The 21,424-nt window shown below is 35.5% G+C and carries 23 protein-coding genes; 3 read left to right on the top strand and 20 right to left on the bottom strand.

All coding sequences use genetic code 11. The features are described from left to right. Positions 1-127: 127 nt before the first annotated feature. From NPA36_RS01175 to NPA36_RS01190, 4 genes are all read right to left on the bottom strand, one after another. Positions 128-1,450 (bottom strand): murein hydrolase activator EnvC family protein, encoded by a 1,323-nt coding sequence (locus tag NPA36_RS01175; RefSeq protein WP_256944286.1) that lies wholly within the window; start codon positions 1,448-1,450, stop codon positions 128-130. A 185-nt stretch (positions 1,451-1,635) separates the two neighbouring features. After that, positions 1,636-1,950, bottom strand: coding sequence for a hypothetical protein (locus NPA36_RS01180; RefSeq protein ID WP_256944287.1), 315 nt, complete (start codon positions 1,948-1,950; stop codon positions 1,636-1,638). Further along, a complete protein-coding gene (locus NPA36_RS01185) occupies positions 1,937-2,266 on the bottom strand; it encodes an ArsR/SmtB family transcription factor (protein ID WP_256944288.1) in 330 nt (109 codons plus the stop codon). The genes NPA36_RS01180 and NPA36_RS01185 overlap by 14 nt, the downstream gene beginning before the upstream one ends. A 397-nt stretch (positions 2,267-2,663) precedes the next feature. Further along, positions 2,664-5,360 carry a cation-translocating P-type ATPase gene (locus NPA36_RS01190; protein ID WP_256944289.1) on the bottom strand — a complete coding sequence of 899 codons (2,697 nt, stop codon included), beginning with the start codon at positions 5,358-5,360 and terminating at the stop codon, positions 2,664-2,666. Between the two features lie 354 nt (positions 5,361-5,714). On the opposite strand from NPA36_RS01190, the gene NPA36_RS01195 reads away from it, so the two are divergent. Genes NPA36_RS01195 through NPA36_RS01205 form a run of 3 tightly spaced genes read left to right on the top strand, consistent with a single transcriptional unit; the run spans position 5,715 to position 7,793 of the window. Then, on the top strand, positions 5,715-7,139 hold the full coding sequence (locus tag NPA36_RS01195) for a Y-family DNA polymerase (RefSeq protein WP_256944290.1): 1,425 nt from the start codon (positions 5,715-5,717) through the stop codon (positions 7,137-7,139). After that, a complete protein-coding gene (locus NPA36_RS01200) occupies positions 7,136-7,504 on the top strand; it encodes a hypothetical protein (RefSeq protein ID WP_256944291.1) in 369 nt (122 codons plus the stop codon). Before NPA36_RS01195 ends, NPA36_RS01200 begins: the two co-directional genes overlap by 4 nt. Beyond that, a complete protein-coding gene (locus NPA36_RS01205; RefSeq protein WP_256944292.1) occupies positions 7,494-7,793 on the top strand; it encodes a DUF5960 family protein in 300 nt (99 codons plus the stop codon). The genes NPA36_RS01200 and NPA36_RS01205 overlap by 11 nt, the downstream gene beginning before the upstream one ends. Positions 7,794-7,846: 53 nt before the next feature. Here NPA36_RS01205 and NPA36_RS01210 read toward each other — a convergent pair whose 3' ends face one another. From NPA36_RS01210 to NPA36_RS01285, 16 genes are all read right to left on the bottom strand, one after another. Further along, a complete protein-coding gene (locus NPA36_RS01210; RefSeq protein WP_256944293.1) occupies positions 7,847-8,767 on the bottom strand; it encodes a conjugal transfer protein in 921 nt (306 codons plus the stop codon). A 16-nt stretch (positions 8,768-8,783) separates the two neighbouring features. Next, positions 8,784-9,803 (bottom strand): bifunctional lytic transglycosylase/C40 family peptidase, encoded by a 1,020-nt coding sequence (locus NPA36_RS01215; protein ID WP_256944294.1) that lies wholly within the window; start codon positions 9,801-9,803, stop codon positions 8,784-8,786. A 10-nt stretch (positions 9,804-9,813) separates the two neighbouring features. Continuing rightward, positions 9,814-12,027, bottom strand: a complete 2,214-nt coding sequence (locus NPA36_RS01220) for a CD3337/EF1877 family mobilome membrane protein (RefSeq protein WP_407932750.1) — start codon at positions 12,025-12,027, stop codon at positions 9,814-9,816. A gap of 9 nt (positions 12,028-12,036) precedes the next feature. Further along, positions 12,037-14,484, bottom strand: a complete 2,448-nt coding sequence (tcpF, locus tag NPA36_RS01225) for a conjugal transfer ATPase TcpF (protein ID WP_256944295.1) — start codon at positions 14,482-14,484, stop codon at positions 12,037-12,039. Further along, on the bottom strand, positions 14,468-14,860 hold the full coding sequence (locus NPA36_RS01230; protein WP_256944473.1) for a conjugal transfer protein: 393 nt from the start codon (positions 14,858-14,860) through the stop codon (positions 14,468-14,470). The genes tcpF and NPA36_RS01230 overlap by 17 nt, the downstream gene beginning before the upstream one ends. A 57-nt stretch (positions 14,861-14,917) precedes the next feature. After that, positions 14,918-15,421 carry an antirestriction protein ArdA gene (locus tag NPA36_RS01235; protein ID WP_256944296.1) on the bottom strand — a complete coding sequence of 168 codons (504 nt, stop codon included), beginning with the start codon at positions 15,419-15,421 and terminating at the stop codon, positions 14,918-14,920. Between the two features lie 108 nt (positions 15,422-15,529). Continuing rightward, complete coding sequence (locus NPA36_RS01240) at positions 15,530-15,925, bottom strand: SRPBCC family protein (RefSeq protein WP_256944297.1); 396 nt, start codon at positions 15,923-15,925, stop codon at positions 15,530-15,532. Positions 15,926-15,977: 52 nt separating this feature from the next. Next, positions 15,978-16,199, bottom strand: coding sequence for a hypothetical protein (locus tag NPA36_RS01245; protein WP_005881294.1), 222 nt, complete (start codon positions 16,197-16,199; stop codon positions 15,978-15,980). Between the two features lie 13 nt (positions 16,200-16,212). Next, complete coding sequence (mobT, locus tag NPA36_RS01250; RefSeq protein ID WP_256944298.1) at positions 16,213-17,418, bottom strand: MobT family relaxase; 1,206 nt, start codon at positions 17,416-17,418, stop codon at positions 16,213-16,215. Positions 17,419-17,806: 388 nt separating this feature from the next. Next, a complete protein-coding gene (locus tag NPA36_RS01255) occupies positions 17,807-18,148 on the bottom strand; it encodes a hypothetical protein (protein ID WP_256944299.1) in 342 nt (113 codons plus the stop codon). Between the two features lie 58 nt (positions 18,149-18,206). Continuing rightward, the gene (locus tag NPA36_RS01260; protein WP_256944300.1) at positions 18,207-18,494 is read right to left on the bottom strand and encodes a hypothetical protein; all 288 of its coding nucleotides are present in this window, start codon (positions 18,492-18,494) and stop codon (positions 18,207-18,209) included. Positions 18,495-18,514: 20 nt separating this feature from the next. After that, positions 18,515-18,799 carry a hypothetical protein gene (locus NPA36_RS01265; RefSeq protein WP_256944301.1) on the bottom strand — a complete coding sequence of 95 codons (285 nt, stop codon included), beginning with the start codon at positions 18,797-18,799 and terminating at the stop codon, positions 18,515-18,517. After that, the gene (locus NPA36_RS01270; RefSeq protein ID WP_256944302.1) at positions 18,789-20,165 is read right to left on the bottom strand and encodes an FtsK/SpoIIIE domain-containing protein; all 1,377 of its coding nucleotides are present in this window, start codon (positions 20,163-20,165) and stop codon (positions 18,789-18,791) included. The genes NPA36_RS01265 and NPA36_RS01270 overlap by 11 nt, the downstream gene beginning before the upstream one ends. A 3-nt stretch (positions 20,166-20,168) precedes the next feature. Continuing rightward, a complete protein-coding gene (locus tag NPA36_RS01275) occupies positions 20,169-20,540 on the bottom strand; it encodes a YdcP family protein (RefSeq protein ID WP_256944303.1) in 372 nt (123 codons plus the stop codon). Positions 20,541-20,555: 15 nt separating this feature from the next. Next, positions 20,556-20,870 (bottom strand): YdcP family protein, encoded by a 315-nt coding sequence (locus NPA36_RS01280; protein ID WP_256944304.1) that lies wholly within the window; start codon positions 20,868-20,870, stop codon positions 20,556-20,558. A gap of 145 nt (positions 20,871-21,015) precedes the next feature. After that, positions 21,016-21,423: an antirestriction protein ArdA gene (locus NPA36_RS01285; RefSeq protein WP_256944305.1), complete on the bottom strand. Its 408-nt coding sequence runs from the start codon at positions 21,421-21,423 to the stop codon at positions 21,016-21,018. Position 21,424: the final 1 nt, after the last annotated feature.

Raw genomic sequence — 21,424 nt, forward strand, 5'->3', positions numbered from 1 at the left:
ATACAAATGATTGATTATTCATTTGTTAAATCTATTATAATTGAACGAGTATTCATATGTCAATACATTCATTTGTTTGAGTAAAAAAATACTACAAAAATGTAGTATTTTATTATTTTCATTTATTTTAAAAACTCAAGTATGATGATGGATTTTGAAATCCACTCCATAACCCAGATGAAATAGCAAAGTGTAAATGTACTCCTGTAGAGTTTCCAGTTGTCCCCATTCCACCAAGATAAGTACCTTGTGAAACAGTTTGACCTACAGAAACAGCTGGAGATGAATTCATGTGTAAATAGTAAGAATACAAACCATTTGAACCTCTAATAATTACATGATTTCCTGCGCTACCATCGTAACTTGCAGCAACTACTTCACCACTCGTCGCAGCATAAATTGGTGTGTTCACTCCTCCAGTCATGTCAATCCCATTATGTTGATTACCAGAAGAACCTGTTGGATCAACTCGATTACCGAACCCACTTGAAACATTAATTGAATCCAATGGTAATCTCCATCCTCCACTACTTTGAGGTTGTTGATTAGAAGATTGTGCTGGCGTATTATTTTCTACGGGTGATTCTGTTATAGTTTCTTTAGGAGTTTCACTGATATTGCTATTCGTCGTATTAGCACTGACTTCTGATTTAATTTCAGATTGAGCTACTTGTTGAGATAACCGAATTTGACGCTCTTTTTCCTCTTGTTCTGCTTTTTCTCTAGCTAATTTCTCTTGTTCTTTTTGTTTCTCAATCGCTCTTAAAGCTTCTTGACGTTTACGTTCTGCTTCTTCTTTTTCTTGTATCAAAGATTCTTTTTCTTGTTCCTCTTTGTTTAGCTTTATTTTTAAGTTTGCAATTTCAACTTCTTGATTAATTTGCAATTCAATTAACTCTTCTTGTTTACTTTTTAACTCATCTGTTTTAATAGCAATTTGTTCTAGTTCTGTTTCAAGTTCTGTTTTTGAAGCATCTAAATTTTGCATATCTTCAAATTGAGTTTTTACGATTTCGTTATTCGCATTGACTAAAGTGCTTGTGCTTATTGTTTGATTAACAAAATCAGAAACCGATTCAGCATTCAAAAGAATTGCAAGTATATTATTTTCTTTACCTGATGTCTGAAGCTCTCTTGCTTGTTTTCCAATTAGAACTTTTCTATTTTCAATTTTTTCTTCTAATTCTTTAATTTTAACTGTTAGCTCATTAACATTTTGTTCTTTAGTATTTTTTTCTTCTAAAATTAGATTGATTTCACTATTTAAGTTAGAAATATTTTGATTGGTCTGATTGATTAATTCCTCAACTGCGTTTGTCTCAGATTTAATACTGTTAATTTTTTGATCTTGTTCAGAAATTTTTTGGTCATATTCATCAGCTAAAATAATAGATGGATTAGCAATTAATAAACCTAAAATAAAAGTTGTAACTAATTTTCTTTTAAACATAATTTCCCTCTCTTTTACACAAGTATTCATTTGCCTTATAAACATCATTCTATCTAAAAAAAATAAAATATAGTACATGTATTAAAATTACAACATTTTTAAATCTGTTTGTAATATTCACGTAACAAAAAACATATCAACGTGCATTGATATGTTTTAATCTTTTGTTTAAATGTCATGAAACTTTATTCATTATCTTTCGTTCTCCAATAACCATTTTGTTTGCGCCATTCAATAAATTCACTAGGATCAAAGTATAGAGATTTTTGTATTTGTAAATTTGTTAAACCAATATTCAGTAAATACAGGTATTGCTCATCTGTAAAATTATCTAATGAAAAATAGATGTTCTTAGAACGCTCTTCACTTAGTACCTCGCCCAATGCTTGAATTTCCGAATAGACAGGTGACGTTTCATCTTCCATCCAATCAGGGTATTCATTTAATAATTGCATAAGTTCTTTACGAAGTTTTTTCTTAAGCTCCTTATCCATTTTCATTGCTGTAAACCTCATCAATCATAGAGTTATTTTTTTCTAATACATGTTCTCTTAAGGAAGATAGAATTTCATAGATATGTCTATCACTTAAAGAATAAATTATATTTCTTCCGTCTTTTTCGTATTTCACAAGATTTTCACTTCTTAGAACAGCAAGATGATGTGAAATGGCTGATTGTGATCTACTTGTAAGTTTTTGGAGTTCTTTAACATTAGCTGGACTATCTTTTAATAAAAATAAAATTTTAAGTCGTGTCAATTCATTAAAAGAATTTATTGAGCTGACAATCTTACTAATCGAATCATCAGACAACATTATTTTTCCCTCCTTTTTACTCAATCAGGTACTAAATTGAGATTGAATGTCCAATCAATCATATGTCTATACAATCATATTAATATTATTTAATATTTACGTCAATGAAAATTTATATCACTTATTCAAAATTTAATGGCTCACAATTTCTTAAACATTAAGATGAACCTAAATATGAAATATTTTCAATCTCCTCCTTCGCTACCAAACTTCATCAATTCTTTTTTAATCATTATTTACTAATAAAAAAGACAAACAATTTTTTGTCTGCCTGATATTTATCTTATTTTTAATATCCAACATAATTATCTTAATTAAGGATTAAAAAATCTTTACTACTATTTATAAAAAGTTGTCGTAAGATTAGATTAACTAATAAAACGACAACTCATTTTTTTTATTCTTTACCCACTGCACGTTGGACAGCTTTCACAATTTCAACCACTGGAATAATTGCAAAGGCTGCTGCTGAAACAATGGCCCATTGATACCAATTCAAACTTGTTACTTTAAAAATATCATTTAATCCTGGAATTAAAATAATTCCCATCATCAATACAAATGATAGCAGAATTGCCCAGTTAAAGGATTTATTTTTAAATGCTCCAACCTTAAAAATAGATTGATACACAGATTTTACGTTAAATGCATGAAATAGTTGCATTAATCCTAGAGTAGCAAAAGCCATTGTCAAGGCATCCGCATGAATTAAATCATACGCTTCATGGACTGGCCATTGGATTGCGGACCAATAAACAAATAAAACTGTTGCAGCTTCTAGAATACCTTGATAGATAATACTACTCATAACACCACCTGAGAAAAAGTTAGAATTTTTACCACGAGGTTTTTGAGACATTAAATCTTTTTCAGTGGGTTCCAAACCTAAAGCAATTGCTGGAAAAGTATCTGTTACTAAGTTAATCCACAATAAGTGAATAGGTAATAATGTCCCCCAACCTAATAGTGTAGCAATAAACAACGTTAAAACTTCTCCTAAGTTTGCAGCCATTAAGTATTGAATAGCTTTTTGAATATTTGAGAAAACTTTACGACCTTCTTCTACTGCAACTACGATTGTGGCAAAATTATCATCTGCAAGTACCATATCAGAAGCACCTTTAGAGACTTCTGTACCAGTAATACCCATTCCAACACCAATATCGGCTTGTTTTAACGAAGGAGCATCATTTACACCATCACCTGTCATAGCAACTACTTTTCCTTCGTTTTGCCAAGCTTTCACAATACGTACTTTATGCTCTGGTGAGACACGAGCGTACACTGAATATTTTGAAATATTTTTTGCTAATTCTTTATCAGTAAGTTGATTTAACTCAGTTCCTGTCAAAATAGCACTATCATCACCCGGTCGAATAATCCCTAAACGTTCAGCTATCGCTTCAGCTGTATCTCGGTGATCACCAGTGATCATGATTGGACGAATACCCGCTTCTTTTGCAACTCTAACTGCATCAGCAGCTTCAGCACGCTCAGGGTCAATCATTCCAACCAAACCAGCAAAAATTAAATTATTTTCTAAGTCCTCTGAATTTAATTTTTCAGGAATAGTTTCAATGTATTTATATGCCATTCCTAGCACACGTAAAGCTTGTTTAGCCATATTTGTATTGTTTTGCAAAATAGATTGTTTAACATCTGCAGTCATCACCGTTACATGATTATTTAGTAAAATTTCGTTGGTACGATCTAATAATACGTCTGGTGCTCCTTTAACTGCTACCAACAAACGGCCATCTTTTAGTTGATGGATAGTACTCATTAACTTACGATCTGAATCAAATGGTAAATCAGCTACACGTGGCTCTTCAACAATTTCCTCTAATATGTTAAAACCTTTGTCACGACCAAACTGAATTAAAGCAGTTTCTGTTGGATCTCCCATCAAATTACCCTCTTGACCAATTCGTGTATCATTGGCATAATTCATAATTTTAATTGCCATATTATCAGTTGAAATTGTATCTTTTGCGTCGTGTTGAAAATCATCAAAATAGAGTTTTTCGACAGTCATTTGATTTAAAGTTAAAGTCCCTGTTTTATCAGAAGCAATAATATCGGTTGCTCCTAATGTTTCAACAGCTGGTAATTTTCGAATCATTGCATTACGTTTGGCCATAACTTGTGTACCTAAAGCCAAAATAATGGTCACAATAGCGGGTAAACCTTCTGGAATTGCAGCAACCGCTAATGAGATAGAAGTTAATAACATTTCGACCCAATCACGACCATTAATTACAGTTCCTACAAAAAACATAATCACTGCAATAATTAAAATAGAAAATGTTAAGAATTTACCTAATTGATTTAAGTTCCGCTTTAATGGCGTCTCTGTTTCATTCGTATTTGCTAACATTCCAGCAATTTTCCCTACTTCGGTACTCATTCCAGTGTTAACTACAATCCCTTTACCACGACCATACGTTACGTTGCTATTTGAGTAAGCCATATTAATTCGATCGCCAATCCCAATATCTTTACCTTTAAGAATTGTAACTTCTTTTTCAACAGGAACAGATTCTCCAGTCAGGGCAGCTTCTTCTATTTTTAGTGAGCTCGCTTCGATAAGTCGAATATCAGCAGGAACTACGTCACCAGCCTCTAATAGAACAAGGTCTCCAGGAACTAATTCTGTACTACTAACAGATAAGCTGTGACCATTACGAAACACATTTGCATTTGGAGTAGACATTTCTCGCAAAGCCTCAATTGCTTGTTCAGCTTTAGCTTCTTGGATCACACCCATCACTGCATTAATAATGACAACTGATAGAATAATTAGCGCATCCACCCACTCACGATGTCCTTCTGCATTTGGTACCATTGCTGAGACACCTGCTGCAACTAATAAAATCAAGATCATTAAATCTTTAAATTGCTCAAAGAATTTTTGAAGCAATGATTTTTTCTTAGTTCCTTCTAATTCATTTGTACCATACAATTCTAAACGATCATTAACTTCTATTTCTGAAAGTCCTTCCGATTTTGTTTCAAGTAGATTGAAAACCTCATCTTCCGTTTGAGAATAAAAATCCTGAATTACCTGTTTTTTCTTTACATTTCTTTCTGACATGTTTTTCCTCCTTAAATTTGACACCATAAGTCTATTTTTAAACAAAAAAATAGACCTATGTATGTTTGACACATACATAAGTCTCATTAATTAAGGCAACACCAGAAAAAAATTTTTCGGTTGGTGATGTTACCACAGCTTGTCAACTGCAAGTTACTCCCTTATGAAAAAACTAATATAGGTGGAGTATACTAAAAGTTTTTTTAAATGACAATAAATTTGATTTTTGTTTAATATTAAAATTCTACGATTCAAATTTTCATAATTAATTAACAACAATTACACACTTGCAAAAACGAACGTGAGTTCGTATAATGGTGATATGAATAACGAATTTCATTGGAGGTAGGGACTATGGGAATAATTGATTATAGTAAAGAACCTAAATCAGATATTGCATTTTTTGACATAAAATCCTTTTACGCCAGTGTTGAGTGTGTTGAACGTGGACTGAATCCTCTAACTACCTCTCTGTGTGTTATGAGTCGAGCGGATAATAGTGAAGGTCTAATATTGGCAAGTTCTCCTACTTTCAAAAAAGTATTTGGCCGAGATAATGTTAGTAGAAGTTACGATCTTCCATTTGATATTCGAACGAGAAAATTCCGCAGTTTCATTGCGAAAAAAAATAATATCCCTATTACGAAAGAGTACATTCAATTTATTGAAAATTGGGCAAAGCGAACTCTGATCGTCCCACCGAGAATGACCTTATATATCGAACGAAATATTGAAATTCAGCAGATTCTACAGAACTACGCACCACCAGAAGAAATTTTACCTTATTCTATCGACGAAGGTTTTATAGATTTAACAAAATCTCTAAATTATTTTGTTAAGGACCCTAATATTTCTCGACGAGAAAAATTAGATTTATTATCAAGTAAAATCCAACATGATATTTGGAAAAAAACGGGTGTGTATTCGACTGTTGGCATGAGTAATTCCAACCCTCTTTTAGCAAAACTAGCATTAGACAATGAGGCCAAACATACACAAACGATGCGTGCTAATTGGTCATATGAAGATGTGGAAACTAAAGTTTGGAATATCAATGAAATGACTGATTTTTGGGGAATTGGCCATCGTACTGAACTTCGCTTAAATAAATTAGGTATTTATTCTATCAAAGAATTAGCTAATGCTAATCCTGATATTCTCAAAAAAGAATTCGGTGTAATTGGTGTACAACTTTTTTTTCACGCAAATGGTGTAGACGAAAGTAAAGTAACAATGCCATACAAACCTAAATCAAAAGGCATTGGGAACTCACAAGTCCTTCATAAAGATTATATCCATGAGAGAGACATTGAATTGGTTCTTTCTGAAATGGCTGAACAAGTGGCGATTCGTCTACGAAAAAGTCATAAAAAGACCACTGTTGTTTCAATCTATGTAGGTTTTTCCAGAGACATGGAGAAAAAATCTATCAGTGTACAGAAAACAGTTGATCCAACACAAAACACGCAAATTTTAATCAGGCATGTACTAGATTTGTTTAGGAAAAAATACACATATGGAGCTGTCCGAAATATAGCTGTTCGATATGATGGGCTAGTAGATGAAGCTTATACCGTCTATTCTCTTTTCGATAACGTAGAAGAGATCGAACGCATGGAAGCATTAGAAAAGACTATCGATCAAATTAGAGATAAACATGGATTTCTGGCTATTCAAAAAGCGACAGTCTTATTCGAAAACTCGAGGAGTATTGCAAGAAGTAAACTCGTGGGTGGTCATGCTGCTGGTGGAGCTGGTGGATTGGATGGATTAAAATGAGTGTCGATCGTAATTACTTACCATATAAATCCGCAAGAGAATATCAGGATCGCAATATGGCAAAATGGATGGGTTTTTTTCTTTCTGAACACTCGTCAGCTCTAAATGAACCTGGTCAATTAATCGATTTTAAAAACGCCTTATCGTTAGGCGAAAAAGTGTTGCTACTGAATCAAGCTTACACCAATAAATTGACAGTAAACTTTAATTATGTAGAAAACGAAAAAATAAAAATTATAACCGGTTCAATAAATCAAGTATCAATGGAAGAAATCAGCATAAGAACAAAAGAAAACTATTATTTAGTTAAAGTGGATGATTTAATCAACATTAGTTTAGCGGAGGCGATTGATAGTGAAAACTAAAAAAATTAGACAAAACGAAATTCAATTCGATTATTTTAGTGACAATTATCATCAATTTGAAGAAGATTTTTATGAATTTTCCGCTTTAAATACCCCTTTAACGTTTTTAAGTGATGATATTTTATTTTCTATGGCCAGTGCACAAAAAAATTACTTTAAATTAAATCGACAAAATGCAATTGATGCGCAAGATCATTATTACATTTTTAAAGTAAGAACACCGAATGAGTCCAAACAGATTCGAGTTTATGAATATCAAGGACAAACTCTGTATATCGATGATAAATAACAAAGAGGAAGCAATCAGATAAGTTTGATGCTTCCTTTTTGTCTATTCAATGATTAAGGTAATTGTGCAACGATCTTCCAATTATCTGCTTTCTCTAACACTAGTTGATATTGAGAGACAATTTCACTTTTGGTTTCACTGTCCAAGTATCTTATAGCTACTTTTACAATATATTGTTGCTCTTTCTTTTGAATGGAAGGGTAAATCAATTCTGAAAAAATCAACTCTTTGTTAATCATTGGTAAGGTGTTTTCTGCCATGTAATAAGTTAGTTCACTACTACTTGCGTTTGGATATAACTTAAAGAAGGTTTCTAAAAAAGCGATTATTTCTTGTTGAAGTGCTTCTTCAATACTGTTGTCATTTTCAAAAAATTCTGGTTGAAAATCAGACGTTTGAGGAGTGGTCCAAATCGTCGGATTGGTGGTAATAACTAAATCGGCTGTTTCATCTTGATGAACCGTGATACGATAAGATGATGTACTATATTTATTCTCTTCGCCTTCTGTAATCCGTTGGGTAACCGAGTAAATCACCTCAAAATTTTGTTCATCAATGGCTTGTATTTGCCAAATTTTGCGATCACTGACAGAAGAACTCGTTGGAATATCGGTCCGAATGGTATCTACATTTAATTCTTGTAATTCAGAAGTCAGGTAACGATTGATTCGTTCAGGTCGTTGTTCAATGGCTTCTTTGTTATTTTCCCAAGTATAATATTCTTGAATAAAATTAAGGGTAAAACTCTCAATCGCATGAGTATCAACCAGCATAGGTTCAATGATTGTTGTCTCATGAATGATGTGTGTATCAATGGCAGTAAAGTTTTTATAGAGACCAAAACTAAAGCTACCAATCAATAAGAGCCATAAGAAAAGGACACTCTTTTTGTGAGTGCCCAAGTGAATCGTTTTGACTTTATTTTGTTTAGATGTTTTATCTTTTTTAGGTTTGCGTTCAATATGAATTTTCATGAATTGTCCTCATTTCTTATTGTTTTATTCGTCCCGCACCAATTAAATGTTGCTGCCAATAGTTTTCGTTTAAGTCGGTGTAACCAATCGGATTGCCGGCATGGTACATTCTCATATCTCCTACATAAATCCCGACATGGGTCACATAATCGGCTGTCGCATAGGTCGAATGAAAGAAAATTAAATCTCCTGGCTCCGCTTGCGATAAAGGCAAGTGATCCATTACCTCATATTGTGCTTGGGAAGTACGAGGCAAAGTAATGCCCGCTTTTTGAAAGGTCCATTGGGTAATGCCGCTACAGTCAAAGGACGTATTTGGATTGGACCCGCCAAAGACATAGGGATACCCTTGATATTTCAAGGCTTCATCCATAATTGTCTGAACAGTTTGGTTATCAAATTTTTGCGAAGTGGTTTCTAAATATTGGCTAACTAATAACACATAGAACATATTGCCGTAGTTATAACGCCAGCCACCATTTTTAGGAATAGAAATTTCATTTCTATAAGTGACTCGTTGACCGTTGGCTTGTTCATTAGAAAAACTTTCCGCTAATTCAAAGGAATAGGTTCGCCCATTCTTTGCGACATAATTTAAAAAGCCACCACCGTAATTGTAGGCTTGGATCACACTTTGTTGGTCCAAGACTAATGATTCCGCAGAACGAACCAATCCTGCAAAATAGGAAACACCTTGTGCGATGGATTCTTCGGGGTCAGCAATCGTATTTGGTGATAAGCCTTTTGATTCCGACGATTGCATGACATCTTTTAGAGTTCCACCACTTTCAACTTGAATAATCGCTAAGAGAATATTGATGTAGTCCTCAATATTCTCTTGTTTTGCATATTTTTCTACTAAGGAGCGATACTTCAGAACCTCTGGTGAAACAGACAAACCACTTCCTTGAATAACGATTGATTCAGAAGAAGTATCTTGAGGTTCATCTGCCACAAAAATTGCCACAAAAGACAATAAGCCAAAGAAGGAAAGAAAGAGTGTCAAAGCCACCATTAATTTTAGTTTCCATTTCATAGCGATTGACCTACTTTCTTTTCATTGGACGTGTGAAACGGACATTTTTCTTTTGACGTGTATTTTGGGAATAACGGACTGTTGACGTTGCTTGTTTCTGATTTGTCCTATTCTTTGTCGGTTGCTTGTGAGAAATAGGCGCTTGTTGCTTAATAGAAGGTCGTTGTTTCATTAATCTATTCTTTTGTTTGGTAATTCGCTTTTGTACTTTGGAAGCAGTCTGTTCTTGTGGTACTGTTTGGACCTTATCCGACGGTTTATGTTGCACAGTTGGACGAGTGACAGTAGAACGAATTGGTTTCATTTCTTGTTTTGTTTTTAGAGGTTGAGTAATCGGACTGTTTTTATTCGTTACTGAATCTATTCGTTTGTCGGACATACTAGGTTGTTTGGTCTTGTTCGCTGCTTGAATTGAATCAACAGCTGGTCGTTGATGCTTTTTGTCAGTCGTAGAATTTGTTGTTCCTCGTTTTGTTTTTCGAGATTGCACAACGGGTCTGTTTTTACTTGTTACTGTTTCTGTTCGTTCATCTGACATCCCTTGTTTAAAATCAGAAATGGTTTGATGAAGATTCCCTGTAACTGTTTTAGGGAACTCTTTGACTTGTTGTGTCTTTTGAGTCACAAAATTGCTCGCTCGATGTTTACTATCCAAAACTTTACCAATTTGTTGCCCAGTCTGATAACTTCGAGTGGTCGGTCGTTGTGTGCGCTCATTATTTTGTTGATTAGAGGAAACAGAAGCACGAGAATTGGAAGGCGTTGTATCTGCAGTTGAAGGAAGTTGCTTAGCATTTTTTCTTCCTTTGGTTTTGCCTGCCAAATACCCAAGAGAGCCACCAATCATGGTCCGACTAATCGTTCGTTGAAGTCGTCTGGCTCCTCGATGCATATATTGTTTGGGTCGTCTCATGACACCACGACTAATTTGTTGGGAATCGTTGGCTTGAAGGTTAAACAAGCTCATAATATCGCCCATCTTTAAATAGATACCCGCAAAAGTCACGATTTGTAGAAAAGCAACAAGGAAAAAAGGATAACTAGTGGTTAGGCTATACAACATGGTCGATAGACTAAACGCCACCGTAATAATCAACGTGATACCAGCCCGCAACATAATGGTATTAAAGAGTTTCATCAAAGCTGCTTTTCCCATGCCACTAAAGGTTGGCAACATAGCCAATAAGAAACTAATCGGTAGAAACATAGCATAGAGAATAAAAAGGATTTGACTGAAAATCATGATACCAGTCAATAGGAAAACAAAAATGGAAATCCCGATATTAAACAAGACTAAAAAGCTAACTGTCCCTAATCGATTGACCGTTTTCGTTAAAGTCAGTTGTTGGTTGTCGTGTTCTTCAATTTCATTTTTAACCGCTTCTTCCCGATCCTTGCCATTATTGGTATCAGGATTGACTTCTAAAAGGGCATTGACCCGACTTTCGCCAATTTCTTCTTTATTAGAGTTATCAAATTGTAGTAATAGCCAAGGTTGTTCGACTTGTACCGAAAACAAGGTATCTCGAATACTGTCTACACTATCTGTTCCTTGTGAAGAGGAATGAGGAAAAATAATTTGAGCCCCTAAATCTAAACTTGCTTGCGAAATATCGGCAGAAAATTCATTGATTCGTTGGATATACGAAGGGGCAAAGGCAATGAAACCTGCCGACAAAACAAACACCACAAGAAAATTCGTGACTGCTTGAATCGCTTTGGATGTTTCTCGTTTAATCAGGCCGACATAGGCAACATACGCACCGACAATCAGAATAAACAACAAGAGAAAGCCAACATAAAAGCCAGTAGTAGAAAAGCCATTTTCTGATACACCTGCCAATATTTGAATGTTTTCGCCAATTTGATTGGCTGTATCAGAAATAAAATCCAGTTTGTAGGCTTGTTGGATCAAGTAACCCGTCGCATTGGAGAGATACAAACTAATGGTCCAAATAAAATCAGACATAGCATACAAACCATATTGCACTTGATTCCCAATGCCATCTTTCCAATTCCAGGGCAGCCAATCCCAACCGGTATCAACATAAAAATCTAATTGATAATGCGCCAATGGATAGTGCGAATAAAGATTTTGCGCGTCCACGGTATCATCAACTAGCCCAATTGCCTGAGCGACAGAACCGAAAAGCAAGAGAAATAAAAAAGTCATTCCTCCAATCAGAAGAATGACACCGAACATTTTTTTCAATTTTGGTTTCATGAATACACCTCACTCTTCTTGATGAACGGGGGGACGAGTATCAAAGGCATGGAATAAATCTTCAAAGACTGGATGGACTTGAATGGTTCCCACACGTCCATACAAATCTTGGATTAAGCATTGGCCATTTTCTAATTCTCTTAAACGCTTTTGGTTATCCTCATCGTCTGGATCAACACCAAAAAAGGCTAAAGTCTTTCTGATTTCTTGACTATCCGTTGAACGAAAAGCAAATTTTAAGCCAATATTGTTTTTCAATTTTTCATCGATTAAATCGTCCGCATTTTGCGTGACAAAATAAACACCCGCATTCATTGAACGCCCTGCACGAACTAAACGATTCGACAAGGTTTTTCCTTGCGCTACTTGTAAAAACGACCAGGCTTCGTCCAAATCAACAATTTTAAATTTGGTTCGATCAGAATGAATGAAATCCAAAGCAAAAGTCGAAATGACAATCAACATAGCCACACTCAATAATTCAAGCGTGGTGTAATCTGAAAAATTGGATTGAGCGTCTGGCAAGACTAAATCGGCGACTTGAATAATGTTCAATTGTTTGTCTAAACTAATCGAGTTTTCTGTGGTTCCATCACTAAATAGTAAATGGGCAAAGTCGTAATCGGTAAAACTTTCAATGTGATCTGCTATCGAATGCGATAGTGGGTTTTCATCTTCTCGTAATTCATCAATCACTAACCACAAACCACGAATTTCTTTTTGAGTGACGGAGCGAATTGCTTTTCGTAAAAGAGGGAAACGTTCGCCATCTCGACTAGAAATTCCAGTTAAAAAAGTCAGAATATCAATTGCTAAACTTTCCGCGTCTTTCTTACGCTTCATGAGAACATAGGGATCAAGCAAGCCTTGACTCTTCTCTTCACTGGTTAGATTGACAATATTGATTTCATTCGCCATGTCTGGCAAGGTTTCTTTCCAATTGCCACGTTCAGCTTTCGGGTCTACAATCAAGGCTTGTGCCCCAAATAAAACCGAGTAATACACCAACAAGTTATTAGAGAAGGATTTACCGCCACCTAAAGAACCAAGAAAAGCCGACGCCAGGGCGTTCGTCACAGAACCTTTGACCCCTTGACTCGCAAGACTAGGTTTAAGATAGACATTTTTTCCAGTCTCGATATTGTAGCCAATGTAAATGCCTTCGGTTTCTCCTAACATTTGTGACGCACCAAAACCTAAGCCAGCTAGAAAGTCCGAAGTCACATATTGTACATAATCATTGATGTATCGTTTACTTGAAGGAAGAAATTCATAATGTAAGCCCAACATATCGCCAAAGGGACGAACCAATTTAATACTCCAATCGTCATAGAAATCTTTGATTTCATTACAGCGACGTTTTAATTCTTCATAGGAAGAAGCTGCCACTCGAATAACATAGCTTAGTTTGTACATGGCTTCTTTAGTTTGATCCAGTTCGGCTTCTAACTCATTCACATCTTCTAAGGCTTCTAAGACATTGTTTCCTGTTTCATTGTCACTATTCCACGCGTGATCGTCCAAGTCTTTGAGTTCTTTTTTCTTGTTTCGAACGGTAGACAAAGCTTTTTTATTGGCGACAATTTCAATGTTCATATTAGTGTCAATGGGAAAATCAAATTGCTGTTGCTGGTAATAGAAAATCTCGTTGGAAGGGAAATCCAATTCTCCCACAATTGAATCAATCGTAAAATACGCAACATAGATAGTTGTCTCGTCATTTTGAATTTTCAAATAGCGTTGATTCTCTTCAATGAGAGAGCGAGTCGGTTTCAGTAAATCGTATCGTTTCACGAGTGTTTGGTGTTTCAACTTTTTGAGAGGCAAAGGGAACTCGTACTCTTCAAAAGAACTTGTTTCTTTGCCATATAGATGTTCAATCAAATAGCCAAAATCATTTTTATCTAAGGGTCTGATATGGAAACGACGTTCAATCTTTGCTTGTAAGAGGTCAGCCATTTTTGTGTAACGACGGACTTCATCTTGTGGCATAACGACAAAATCACCCATCAATTTTTGATTTACTTCTCTAAGAAATGTAGTGACCGTATTTTTGGCAGATTTTTTCAAATTCTTTAAGGACACTTCTTCTTCGTTGACTAGTAATTTAAAGCCAATAAAAAAGCGATAGTCCACTTGATTGTCGCCAATCATGTTTACTAACGCTTCGGTTTGTTCATCAATCCGTTGAAAAGCAAGGTCTTTCAATCGACCTGTGACTGTTTCTTTACTTTTTTGTTGTATCGAACGAATGGATCGTTCGGTACTTATTTGTAAGGCATGGATCTTGCCTTCACGATTTTGAGCAATTAATTGACGAAAATTTTGGTGGACTTGTAGTTTTTGTTCTGGGGTCAAAAAGGAATAGTTATAGGGCAACAATTCATAATAGGCAAAACATTCGCCTTCATGATTGAACACGAGGTTGTTTTCAATATATTTAATCGGATAGTTCAATCCACTCACTCCTTACAATAGTGGCAGTTTCATTCATTTTCTCTTTTTCAAATGTTACTTTTTTTCCAGCATAGGTTCGTTTTGGACGGAAGGCATAGGTGACAACAGTTTGAATGAAACGATAGGGTTTCTTTCCATCAAAAGTCTTTTGACTCATGAACCAAGTCAAACAAACAGGAATGCCGACATACTTCAATAACGCCCCCTCAATAAATGAAAGAGGTGGGACATCAGCCAATAGAATGACTGTAAACAGACTACACACAAACCAAGCCATCTGACTAAAACTAATTGGAAAGGGCAATTTAAAGTCATTAATTGCATAAATCACTTTTTCAACAGACCAAATACTGGTATAGCTTTTTAATTTTTTCAGTTTAAACACCTCCATAAAAAGGAGTTTCCACTGTTACATGCAGAAACTCCTTTATTGTTATCCTACATACTCAAATACACCATTACTTGTTATTAAAAAACTTCCCTCCAATTCCATATCTCGACCAAGTGAGTGATAGTCAATATAATTACGAAGATTGGCAGGTACTTCACCAAGTTGTCCTGTTTCTTCGACATAATAAGCCGCCACATCTTCCATCGAATCACAATCCGAATAACAGATAATCTCGTCTTTGTGTTCAATCAATTCTTCCAAACTAGAAAACCACATGCTTTGTATTTCTCTTAATTCTTTGAAAATGTCTGAATCCTCAATTTCTTCAATTAAGGCACATAATCGATTAATTTCTGAAATTGGAGTGTATTCGCCAATCTCAAAAGGTAACTCGTAGTCATGGATGGCATATTCTTCGTATTGATCATTCAGTCCGATTTTTTCTTTGACCTCTTCCATATCAATTGGCGGTTGAAACCAAGCGCCGACTAATTCGCCTTCGTTGTATTTGCCTAAATTGGAAATATAAACTTGCATATCGTCCATATGTTTACGTCCTTTCATGTCAATTAGGATAAAAAAATACAGCCAACTTTAAAAAGTTGACCGCATATAGCAATATTACATTTTTGTTTGATATTTTTTCTGGTTCGATTAAATATATGGAAGTTCTTTATCCTCTAAGAGTGCTTTCAAATTTGCTAGGGATTCATCATAATCCTCTGTATTGGCTTCAACTTTCACACTATTCTCTAATTCCTCCAGTACAAAGGAAATAATTCCTTCCATTGAATCGACAGAAAACGAAAATTCTTTATGGGGTATAACTTTCTCGATAGTTATATCCATTGGAAGTGCTTCTTTCAGGGAGTTATATGCATTAGGCATTAAAGTAAACAAGATTTTTTCGCCTTTAGCTAATTTAGGAATCTTCCAAGGAGAATTAGGAGCATACCATTTTGTCAGCATATCTTCATTGGTAAGTGCTTGCCAAACCTTGTCAATGTTTGCATTAACTATTACTTCACTATTTTTTTGGTTGTCTCCCATGTTCTTTCTCCTCCAAGATTTTTGATATTACTATTATAACATAGCGGTTTTATTAGGCTCCAATAATTCTATTGAAGAGATTCAATAAGACATCTTTTACCCCAGCGGCATTGAACACCAAGCCAACCGCAATCAAGGCAATAATCAAGAAACCAATCAATTTAGAAAATTCTCGTTTAAAACCTAAATACACACCAATCACTACAATCGCTAATAAGACTAGAGACTCCGCGTTGGAAAGAAACCAATTGTATAAATTTTGTCCAAAATTCATAAGACATTCTCCTTTATTTGATAATAACTTCCTCCACTGGAAGCGTTTGTTGTTGTAAAATCTTTTTTTGACGATCCGATAATTCCGCATAATCAATCATGTTTTGAATGACACTCGTTTGATTAAGCTTATCGATTTTCATAGCTAGCTTTAAAGTTGGAATGACTTGTCGCCCCAACCAGTTCAAGGTACGGTCAAATGAATAGGGTTCAGGTTCAGACGTTAATCGCAGTTTTCGTTGATTTTCGCCTAAGAAAAAAGCCCAATCAGCATTGATTTTCCATTGGCTCCGACGTTTGTTAGGGTCTTTATCAACAAATCGAATGTAACGATTGATAATGGAAAAGGTTGTGTCACCAACATTGCCATTATTCAATAAATCAATCACCGCATGTAAGGCACGCTCATTTTTTAAACGAATCTCAAAGCGATTCTTTACTGGATTTTCTTCTAAGGGAATGCCAAGTTTGACATATTGTTCATAGTCTTTCTGATAGATACAAAAATATACTTCTGATTTTAAAGAACCAATGTAAAGGGTATCGCCCATATCGGCTTTTTCGTTTTGGCGAACCAATTCGCCTGACCGATAATTCTTAAAGTTGCGAAAGACAGAAATACATTCTTCATTCTGGCATTTACGAGTGAGTTCAGGAATATTTAATAAACCGACTTTATCGTTGATTGCTAAATCTAAACGTTTATAAACACCATCTACAGAAAAGACATCTAAGAAAAAGTCAACCCACGTTCTACGTTGTGCTAGTAAGAAGTGTTCAAATTGCCGACATCCTTTGCCTTTCATTTCCACAAGCACACCTTTTTCAATATCATGAGAAACCATGACCGCAATATCGCCAAAGATATACTGTTCTTCATACGAGTAAAAAGCATATTCTTCATGTAACATGTACTTCATTTTTAGTTTGAGAATATTCTCGATTACACCTTCTGGATTGGTTGTCGGAAAACGAATCCGCACATAATCGAATAACATTTCTAAGGGGAGTTCTGGATTGAAACGTTCTAACATATCATCTAATTCTGAAAGTAAATCACTGGAAGGAATCACTTTCTCTGTTTCAATTTCACTTAAATACTGGCGAGAGATTCCCACAGCAGTGGCTAGTTTATTTTGGGAAACACCATAGGTTTTCCGCCGTTCTTTTAGTTCTAAAATTTGTTGCTTGAGGTTTGTCACAATCAATCCTCCTGTCATTTATTAGATAAACAAAAAAGATGTCAACTATTCATAAAAAGTTGACACCTTACAAAGTGAGACAAAGACTGTTACATCAAAGTTTCTAAGCCTTTTTTGCTTATTCTATTTGTATTTCTACCCCCCTGTTAGAATGGGGGGGTTAATCAAGGTGGGTGTGGCAAGCCACACCCACCAGGCTAGAAAAAGCCATGACTTATGCGCTGCCGTCATGACTTTTTCTGCCTGTGTTCCGTTTATTACATTGTTCTTTCCACGAATGGAGAGTGAAATTGTTGCTAGTCTTTCTTTTATACATTCGACTACGCTCATGTTTCCCCTCTAAATGATATGAAGGATCAGTTCCTTCGATCATTCACACCCTTTTTACGGGACGGTTAAATTCCTTCTACTTTCGATTGATAAAATAGACAAGTAGGATGCCAACTGGCGCAATCAACACACTAAAGAAGTAAATCAATAAAATTTTGATAAAGCCCCAAATCAAGGCAAACAATCCACTGGTGATCCACACGTTATCGCCCATCAAAAGTGAGACAGCCGAATCATACACAAACATAGCGAATGGATAGAGGAGAAAATTTACTCCTAGAAAAACATAAAAGGAAGTTGGGGCCGTACTAGGGCTTGAAAAATAGAACAAGGCAGTAACTACACCACTAAAAATATACTGACGAATCAAATAAAACGGAGGCAAACTAGTAACAACGGTACGAACAAAGTGAGACATGTCATTTCCTCCAATCTTGTTACATTTACTATACCGCAGGTTGTTAAAAATTTCCGCTTCAATCCTCCTCATAGTCAAAACCAATATAGGCAATAAGTGGTGGACGTCCTTCTTCTTCAAAGTGTGTCACACGAAAGTAAAAAATCACATCGGTACAATTAACAGTCGTTCCAGCTGGCATGATTAGGTGAAAATCAGGTTCATTTGTTAAAATTTCAAAAAAATCAGTGATTTCAGTTTCCTTATCTTGCGTAAAAGGAAACATGATTTCATTCTCAAAATCAGGTAGGTATTGTTCGTAACCAACAACTTGTTCAATGAATTTATAGTGATCAGATATATTCAACCTGTTCCTCTCCTTCCTAATTATAGGGTATAACCATAGACACCTTCTGATAGTAAGTCACTATACAATGCTTCAATCTTTGTTCGATCAAGAAGCGTGGTGGCTTGCTCCAACCCTGATTGTAAAGTAGAAAGAATCATAGTGAATGGGACACCATCTGTAATGCCACCTTCTTCAAGGGGAACTAAACCAGTAATCCCATTTTTACTGACATTAAAAGCCAAAAAGTGAAACCGCTGCTTTAACTCTTCATCATCGCTCCTTGAAATGTCGTACAACCGATAAATACATACATCAAAGTCCATCTTTGAATTCCTCCTTCTTTACTAATGGTTTAGGACGACACAAAGCACCAATTGTTTCTAAAAAATCATGTTCTTTAGGAACAAGAGGTGTGTAGAATTCACTAATGACATTGGTCCCAACATCTACGTAGCCACGACCTCTAATCTGTTTCAAAAAGAAATCTTTATCGACATCCCCAAACATCATGGAATACCCAAGCTCACTCATGCGCCCAAGTGCCACCCGAAAATTAAACTGATCACGAATCCCATCTTGTAAGTATTTTGCGTCGGGACGCTGACAAGCGAGGATAATAAAGAAACCTGCTTGACGCCCTAACATGACAATTTGTTTCAATTTATTCATGACCGCCATATTTTCTTTGGCACTTAACATTTCCATATACGCCACATACTCATCAAAGATAAGAAAATTCGGTTCTAAGTCTAGATAAGCGTAATTTTCGCCTGTTTTATAGTTAGTCATTTTCTTCATATCAAGACTACGAGCCATCATGCGATCATAAAAATCATCGATACATGCAGAGATTTCTTCTTTCTTGTAATAGACATTTTCCATCACGGTTCCTAAGTCCGATAAATCGGCATTCTTAGGATCAAGAATAAAAAGCTTTGCGTTAGTTTGAAGGAGTGATTCAATGATGGTTAGAATAAAATACGTTTTCCCTCCACCAGTCCCGCCTGCAATTAACATATGAGGCAAAGAATCGAAGGCCCATGCTACATTTTTCATCAATTGCATGGAACCATTTTTCACAGAAACCTCTTCAATTGAAAGTCGATTAGCAATCGTGTCATAAAGTAGGGTATATTCCACAAAAGAATCTTTGAGTTCTTTATCGACCAACTCGCAATACAAGCCGGATTCCAGTTTCTTTTCTAATCGCAACAATTGATCCTGATATTTTCCTAATGTAATCTCAACAGTAATGACAATCAATCCATCTTTCATACGATAATAAAATTTAGGAAAGTAACTGATTTTTTCTTTCTTTTTAGAGGGCGAATCTTCAAAAAGTTGAAATTCTTCCACTTGTTTGATTTCCAACCACCCATTTTCCAAAATCATTCGAGCCAGTTTTTGACGATGGGTTAAACTTTTATAGTAATCAAAGCAATAACGATAGAAAAGAAAACTAAAAATTAATACGATGACAATTGAAAAAATCAATGCCGACAAACCATATAAACTTAAGAAATGATACTCCAATTCCTCTAGCTGCCAAGTAGTCCGACTGATAAAAGCCAGATGAAAAGGAAGAAATGCAAGTAACCAACAACTTAATATAGAGACAAAGAAAAACTGAAAGACCAAGTGTTTATCGCTTGGTCTGATCCGTTTTCCTTTTCTTTCTAGAAGTTTCATGGGCTAGCCCTGTTTATTCTTTGGCTCAATCTTTGGGGCAGGTGTCGGTTTATTTTTTAGCACCAAATCATCAGCCTTAATGTACCAATCGACATCCGCTCTACGAAAAGTCGCATTGGCTACGGTGTCTGCGATTGGATTAATCAATTCTACTTCTGTGTTGTAATCAAACTCTCGTAATGGAATAGAAGCGGGAATACTGACTTGGATCATTCGTCCTTGTTCGCGTGATTTTAAGTCATAGGTTCGTTCTTTGACTTCGGTTGAGACTGTGCCATCTTCATTGGTTAAAAATACTTCCCGACGTAATTCGGAAAATTTTAACCGTCCAAATGTTTTTTCTTTGTCGATAATAATTCCTTGTGCTAATCTCATGTGTGTTTTCCTCCTTTAGGCTTTGACCATATCGTCCGCATGTAAAATGTAATTGGTAAATCCACGTTCGCCAATCTTATAACCTTCTGCGACAATACGTGGGTTGACTAGTTGAATCGGCTCTTCAAACTCAAAGAACTTTTCTCCAGCAGTATGAGGCAAAATGACCTCAATATCATCTGCGCGTTGCACGTCCGAATACAAATTGTAACTACGAGAAACAGTGGTGAGACGACCATTGACACGTCGTTGTTCGACGTTTCCTTCGCCCGCAAATTCTAAGTGACCAAACGTCTCTTTCATAATTGGTACTACGTGTTTTAATTCCATTGTTTTTCCTCTTTTCATTCAAAATTTTGTGTTGAAATAAGTTTAAATATCTTAAATCCTCGGTGGAGAACGTGAGGTATTCTTCACTGAAACACTTCCTTTCCAAACAAAAAAGCAGTTCAACTATTGGATTAGTCAAACTGCTTCAAATGGTAAAATAAGTGCCATCTGATAGCTCAAAGGTATCTTCCAAAACATCTGGATCAGTTGGTTTTTCTTTTAAGTGTGTTAATTGATTTAATCGCTTTAAGGCATCTTCGTGAGATTCAAAGACATCCAAGTCAATCAATTCATCCAAATAGGGAAATAGGTCATAGTGACTGTTTTCTTCGATTAAGAGCGCTAAACGATTGAGTGTCAAAATATCTCGATCATCCATTAATCGGAAAGGAGCTTCCCAATCTTCAATTTCATAACTTTCATCTGTTTCCAATTGTAGTTTTTCTCTCAATTCATCTAATGATACTGGTAAGGTGAGCCAAGCGGCAATAATCACACTATCATATTCATAACGACTTAAATTTGTCACATATACCTGAATTGTACAATCCATA

The sequence above is a fragment of the Granulicatella seriolae genome, assembly GCF_024543085.1.
GTDB lineage: Bacteria > Bacillota > Bacilli > Lactobacillales > Aerococcaceae > Granulicatella > Granulicatella seriolae.

What these genes read in the sequence shown, in the direction of transcription:
- NPA36_RS01265 (WP_256944301.1), bottom strand. Translation starts at nt 18,799, where the DNA reads ATGGACTTTGATGTATGTATTTATCGGTTGTACGACATTTCAAGGAGC.
- NPA36_RS01215 (WP_256944294.1), bottom strand. Translation starts at nt 9,803, where the DNA reads ATGAAATGGAAACTAAAATTAATGGTGGCTTTGACACTCTTTCTTTCC.
- mobT (WP_256944298.1), bottom strand. Translation starts at nt 17,418, where the DNA reads ATGACAGGAGGATTGATTGTGACAAACCTCAAGCAACAAATTTTAGAA.
- NPA36_RS01220 (WP_407932750.1), bottom strand. Translation starts at nt 12,027, where the DNA reads ATGAAACCAAAATTGAAAAAAATGTTCGGTGTCATTCTTCTGATTGGA.
- NPA36_RS01285 (WP_256944305.1), bottom strand. Translation starts at nt 21,423, where the DNA reads ATGGATTGTACAATTCAGGTATATGTGACAAATTTAAGTCGTTATGAA.
- NPA36_RS01255 (WP_256944299.1), bottom strand. Translation starts at nt 18,148, where the DNA reads ATGTCTCACTTTGTTCGTACCGTTGTTACTAGTTTGCCTCCGTTTTAT.
- NPA36_RS01235 (WP_256944296.1), bottom strand. Translation starts at nt 15,421, where the DNA reads ATGGACGATATGCAAGTTTATATTTCCAATTTAGGCAAATACAACGAA.
- NPA36_RS01245 (WP_005881294.1), bottom strand. Translation starts at nt 16,199, where the DNA reads ATGAATTTTGGACAAAATTTATACAATTGGTTTCTTTCCAACGCGGAG.
- NPA36_RS01185 (WP_256944288.1), bottom strand. Translation starts at nt 2,266, where the DNA reads ATGTTGTCTGATGATTCGATTAGTAAGATTGTCAGCTCAATAAATTCT.
- NPA36_RS01175 (WP_256944286.1), bottom strand. Translation starts at nt 1,450, where the DNA reads ATGTTTAAAAGAAAATTAGTTACAACTTTTATTTTAGGTTTATTAATT.
- NPA36_RS01240 (WP_256944297.1), bottom strand. Translation starts at nt 15,925, where the DNA reads ATGGGAGACAACCAAAAAAATAGTGAAGTAATAGTTAATGCAAACATT.
- NPA36_RS01210 (WP_256944293.1), bottom strand. Translation starts at nt 8,767, where the DNA reads ATGAAAATTCATATTGAACGCAAACCTAAAAAAGATAAAACATCTAAA.
- NPA36_RS01180 (WP_256944287.1), bottom strand. Translation starts at nt 1,950, where the DNA reads ATGAAAATGGATAAGGAGCTTAAGAAAAAACTTCGTAAAGAACTTATG.
- NPA36_RS01200 (WP_256944291.1), top strand. Translation starts at nt 7,136, where the DNA reads ATGAGTGTCGATCGTAATTACTTACCATATAAATCCGCAAGAGAATAT.
- NPA36_RS01275 (WP_256944303.1), bottom strand. Translation starts at nt 20,540, where the DNA reads ATGAGATTAGCACAAGGAATTATTATCGACAAAGAAAAAACATTTGGA.
- NPA36_RS01195 (WP_256944290.1), top strand. Translation starts at nt 5,715, where the DNA reads ATGGGAATAATTGATTATAGTAAAGAACCTAAATCAGATATTGCATTT.
- NPA36_RS01270 (WP_256944302.1), bottom strand. Translation starts at nt 20,165, where the DNA reads ATGAAACTTCTAGAAAGAAAAGGAAAACGGATCAGACCAAGCGATAAA.
- NPA36_RS01190 (WP_256944289.1), bottom strand. Translation starts at nt 5,360, where the DNA reads ATGTCAGAAAGAAATGTAAAGAAAAAACAGGTAATTCAGGATTTTTAT.
- NPA36_RS01280 (WP_256944304.1), bottom strand. Translation starts at nt 20,870, where the DNA reads ATGGAATTAAAACACGTAGTACCAATTATGAAAGAGACGTTTGGTCAC.